The 4703-nt window shown below is 57.9% G+C and carries 5 protein-coding genes; all 5 read left to right on the top strand.

Annotation, left to right across the window (positions count from 1 at the left end):
* On the top strand, positions 1-269 hold a 269-nt coding region (locus WBF74_RS08385; protein WP_424438044.1), incomplete at its 5' end, for a hypothetical protein.
* 46 nt (positions 270-315) lie between these two features.
* On the top strand, positions 316-900 hold the full coding sequence (locus WBF74_RS08380) for a GNAT family N-acetyltransferase (protein ID WP_424438041.1): 585 nt from the start codon (positions 316-318) through the stop codon (positions 898-900).
* A 22-nt stretch (positions 901-922) separates the two neighbouring features.
* A complete protein-coding gene (locus WBF74_RS08375) occupies positions 923-1687 on the top strand; it encodes an SDR family NAD(P)-dependent oxidoreductase (RefSeq protein ID WP_424438038.1) in 765 nt (254 codons plus the stop codon).
* 47 nt (positions 1688-1734) lie between these two features.
* Positions 1735-3324: an LTA synthase family protein gene (locus tag WBF74_RS08370; protein WP_424438035.1), complete on the top strand. Its 1590-nt coding sequence runs from the start codon at positions 1735-1737 to the stop codon at positions 3322-3324.
* On the top strand, positions 3321-4601 hold the full coding sequence (locus WBF74_RS08365; RefSeq protein WP_424438032.1) for a capsule biosynthesis protein: 1281 nt from the start codon (positions 3321-3323) through the stop codon (positions 4599-4601). Before WBF74_RS08370 ends, WBF74_RS08365 begins: the two co-directional genes overlap by 4 nt.
* The last annotated feature ends 102 nt before the right edge of the window (positions 4602-4703 follow it).

Here is a 4703-nt window from a genome sequence, read left to right as displayed (position 1 = left end):
ACCTGCCACCCGATACTTGTCACATCATCGCACATAAGAGGGCTGATAAAGCCGGGTGGCGCGGCGACATATATGCAGGCGGCGCGCGAGACAATTTTGCTGCATGGCTGGAATTGCTTGTGCAGGAAGTTGAGGATTACCATAAGCAGCGCATGGTGGGGCCGATAGACGCGCCTCTGGAAAGCGTTACGCTTCAGGACGATTCCGAGGCTTCCGCTTTCTGGGGGCAGAAAGCTGACCCGACTGAGTGGCTTATCGCGCAGCCATGAAAGATAATCTGTACCCGTATGAACGGGTCATTTGCGGGCTGGGATAATGGACGTTCGAATTGGTGTGGCGACCGACCGGGAGGCTGTCATCCGCTATCTGTTGATGGCGGGTGAGGGGCTGTTCGAACATCTCTTCGAAGATGTCTATCCGGGCCTCACCACCACCGATGCGCTGGGCGTTGCCGTGGGGGATGCGGATAGCCCCTATCATTTCGAGAATGCCTATCTCGTGGAAAATGAGGGGGAGGTAACGGGGTGTCTGATCGCCTTTCCGGCCGAGCAGATCGGACTGCCTGAAATCGCCTATAGCGTCATTCCGCGCGACCGGCTTGATCCCGTTCTTCCGCTTTTCACCACCCATGTGCCAAACAGTTTCTACATTAACACGCTCGCCGTGGATGAGGCTGCGCGCGGGCAGGGCGTGGGCGGGTTGCTGCTCGACTTTGCGGCCGAACTAGCCATGAGCACAGGGCGTGACAGCCTGACGCTCCATGCCTGGGGCGACAATGCACCAGCCCTCAGCCTCTACCGGGCCAAAGGCTTTGAGTGCGTGGAGAGGTTTTCGATACCGGCTTCGCCCTGGCTCCGCCACACAGGGCCGATGCTTTTGTTGCAACGTCCGCTCGGCTGACATGGCAAAGCTTTCTCCCCACGTGGTGCTGATTACAGGTGCAAGCGACGGCATCGGTGCGGCGCTCGCGCGGGAATATGCGGCACCCGGTGTAACGCTCGGGCTTCTCGGTCGAAACGAGGAGCGGCTGGCGGGCGTGGCCGAAGATTGCCGCGCGGCGGGAGCAACGGTTGAAACGCTAATTGCAGATGTGGCGACGCACGAAGCGGAAGCAGCCATTCTGAGCTTCGATCACCGGCACAAGATTGACCTGCTGCTCGCCTGTGCAGGGGTGACATCCGGCATCTCGGAAGCCGATGGTCTGGAGCCCTGGGATACCGCCGAGAAAGTGGCCGAAATCAACTTCACCGGCGCGCTCCGCACCATCGGACCTCTGGCAAATGTGATGGCGGGGCGGGGAAGTGGCCAGATTGCCGGTATCGGCTCACTTGCCGCGCTGACGCCCATGCCTTCCTGCCCGGCCTATAGCGCCGCGAAAGCGGGGCTGGAAACCTATCTTCTCGCGCTGAGGCGCCTGCTTCGCCCCTATGGAGTAGGAGTCAGCATTATTTGTCTTGGCTATGTCGAGACAGGAATGAGCCGGCAGTTGAAAGGCCGGAAGCCCTTTCTCACAACGCCGGAGAGAGTGGCGCGGAAAATACGGAAATCGCTATGCAGAAATCCGGCTCGCATCATCCACCCGCCTGTTTTGTATATGGGAATAAGGCTCCTCAATATGCTGCCAGAACCCCTCGCGCTCTTGTTCCTGCCTGCCTTTGCTTTTACGATTAATCGCAAGGGCGCTTAGAGAGGATATTGAGAATCTTTTAGCGGCTTGCATCGAAGAGGGGCACGATGGTCGCCGGTTTGATCGGTTTTCTGGTCGCGTTTGCGACCGTGTTGGTGCTGGAACGGTTTGTCCAGCCACGCGATACGAAAAGGCCGATCTTTCATCGTGTCAGCATGCTCTCGGCAATGCCGATGATCATGTTCTACCTCTCCGTCTTCATGCTGACCTGTCGCCCAGTTTTCTCGACCGTATTCAGCATCATTGTTTTTCTCGGCATCGTCGTCGTCAACAATGCGAAGTTTCGCGAGCTGCGCGAGCCGCTGGTCTATTCCGACTTCGCGCTGCTTCGGCAGGCCATCGCTCACCCGGCGCTATATGTCGGCTATATAGGCCCGTTCAAAGTTACCGCAGTTATTCTTTCCGGCGCGGCGGTGATTGTCGGTTGCCTTCTTTATGAGGCGCCGGTCATTGCGCGCACCACGCCGGAAGAGTGGCTCCCTACGATCGCTTATTTCGCAACCGTGGCAGGCATGATCTATCTGATCACGCGCGGGCCGCTGCGAAACGAATTCCGCGCCATTTTGATGAAGTTCGGAACATCAGCCAATGTGCGGGAAGATGTGGACAGGTTGAGCCTTGTCATCACATTGATTTTCTATTTCTTCCTCGCCGGTGAGCAGGAAATCGCTGCCATCAGGTCGCAGGAGAATGAGAAGGAAGATCGTGCCCGCCCCGTCGGACGCTCGGATCTCCTGCCCGATATTGTCGTTGTGCAGAATGAGTCATTTTTTGATGCGCGTCGCGTCCTGAGCCATGTCCCGGAAGGCTTTCTCGAAAACTTCTGCCGAACATCCGGGGAAGCGCGGTACAGAGGCCGGCTTCGCGTGCCCGCCTGGGGGGCGAATACGCTGCGCACCGAGTTTGCGCTTTTATCCGGCATTCCCGACGAGGCGCTCGGCGTTGATCGCTTCAATCCCTATCTGAAATATTGCGACAAGCCCGTCTGGACCATAGCCACCTATCTGCGCAGCATCGGCTATCGCACCATATGCATTCATCCCTTTCACAAATCATTTTTCAGGCGCGATAAAGTCTATCCGCATCTCGGCTTCGATGAGTTCATCGATATCGAACGCTTCAGCGAGGCCGACAAGATTGGCCCCTATGTGTCGGATGCTGCTGTAACGCGCGAGATCGAGGCGCTGCTCGCAGATTCCGAACGGCCCGTCTTCATTTTCGCGATCACGATGGAAAATCATGGGCCGTGGAAAAAGGGGCGGATTGCGGTTTCGAATGAGGTGCGGGCGGCCCTGCCACTGCGATCCGGTTCTTTCGCGCGCTATCTCATGCATCTCCACAATGCGGACCTGATGATCGGGAGACTGCGCGAGGTGCTCCTCGCGTCTGACCGGGCTGCGATCTTCGGCTTTTATGGCGACCATTTGCCGAGTATGCCCGCCTTCTTCAATGCCGTGAAATTCGATGATCCGCGAACGGATTACTTCATCTGGTCAAATGAAGGCTCAGGGCCGGGCCGCGAGGTAAACGTAAGTGCTGACGCCTTGAACCGGCTGTTGCTGGAGGCCTTTTCTTCTGTAAGAGGCGAAGCCGAGAAAACCGCCTATGGCTCACGAGGGCAAGCGGCGGCGACATGAAACGCAATTTTCTCTTTCTTCAGGGCAATAGCAGTCATTTCTTTCGCACTCTCGGCAAGGCGATTGACGAGAGGGGCTATGGCGTCTCACGTATCAATGTGTCAGGTGGCGACTGGTTTTTCTGGGGGGACTGGAAGGCAGTCGATTACAGGGGGCCGCGGGAAGAGTTCGGCATCTTTGTTCGCGACCATGTGATACGAAACGACATCACTGATATCGTATTGCATAATGATTGCAGGCCCGGCCATCGCCTTGCCATTGAGGCCGTGCGTGATCTCGGTTGCCGCATCTGGGTGTTTGAGGAGGGCTATATGCGCCCTCACTGGTTGACGCTGGAAGAGGGAGGGATCAACGGCTTTTCTCCCCTGATGCGCCATACGCTTCCGGATTTGTCCGGCGCGAATGACAATGCGACCGAGGATGAGGCTTCCACAGTGCTGCCTCCCGGCATGAAGCACCGCATCATCTATGACTTCCAGTGGCAGGCGTGGAACTATCTCCTCTGGTTCCGCTATCCGAAATTCAGAACCCACAGGCCCTATCCCATCTGGGCAGAATATGCGACCTGGGCGCGAAGGCTTGTGGTGCTGCCGTTCCGCAAACGGCATGCGGAAAAGGTCGTGACCAGGCTCACAGCAAGCGGCGAGCCCTATTTTCTGTTCCCCTTGCAACTTGACACCGATTCGCAAGTGCGTGTGCATTCGCCCTTTGACGGCATGGGAGAGGCGCTGGGTACGGTCATCGCCAATTTTGCCCGTCATGCTCCAGCCGGTACGCGGCTCGTTGTGAAGGCGCATCCGCTCGACAATGGCTGGGTGAATTTCAAACGGCTGACCGGGGCACTCGCCCGGCGCTACCGCGTTGCGCAACGGGTCGATTATATCGATGGCGGCGACCTCAATACGCTCCTTCGCCACGCTCGCGGCACGGTAACGCTCAACAGCACGGTCGGTCTGACGGCATTGCAAACCGGCTGCCCCGTTCTCTGCCTTGCCAGGGCAATCTATGATCTGCCGGGCCTCACTTTCAAAGGGAAGCTTGAGGCTTTCTGGCACTCGCCGCCACCTCCCGATAAATCGACCCTTTCCCGCTTCCTGAGCTATTTGAAGCGTGAAAGCCTGATAAATGGGGACTATTATACGGAGCAGGGCGTGAGGCTTGCCGTAATGAATGCCATCATCCGCTTCGAGGCACCACGGCGTGAGGATGCCGTCGAAGCGCGCATGTCTGTGGACGTTGCTGAAGGGCAGCGTGCGGGACGGTGGGGGACTTCGTGACATCGGGTCGAGTATCAACCTGCCTCGCAGTCGAGGCAGGGAGTCTCAAAATAATTGTGGGCGGGGCGACCGGCTGTGTTGGCGCCCGGCCCGGTGTGGGGA

It is taken from the genome of Parvibaculum sp., from assembly GCF_049672805.1.
Taxonomy (GTDB): domain Bacteria; phylum Pseudomonadota; class Alphaproteobacteria; order Parvibaculales; family Parvibaculaceae; genus Parvibaculum.
This window is presented reverse-complemented; position numbering and strand designations above follow the sequence as displayed.

Excerpts from the sequence above, each read along its gene's own strand:
- WBF74_RS08380 (WP_424438041.1), top strand. The coding sequence starts at position 316 with ATGGACGTTCGAATTGGTGTGGCGACCGACCGGGAGGCTGTCATCCGC.
- WBF74_RS08370 (WP_424438035.1), top strand. The coding sequence starts at position 1,735 with ATGGTCGCCGGTTTGATCGGTTTTCTGGTCGCGTTTGCGACCGTGTTG.
- WBF74_RS08365 (WP_424438032.1), top strand. The coding sequence starts at position 3,321 with ATGAAACGCAATTTTCTCTTTCTTCAGGGCAATAGCAGTCATTTCTTT.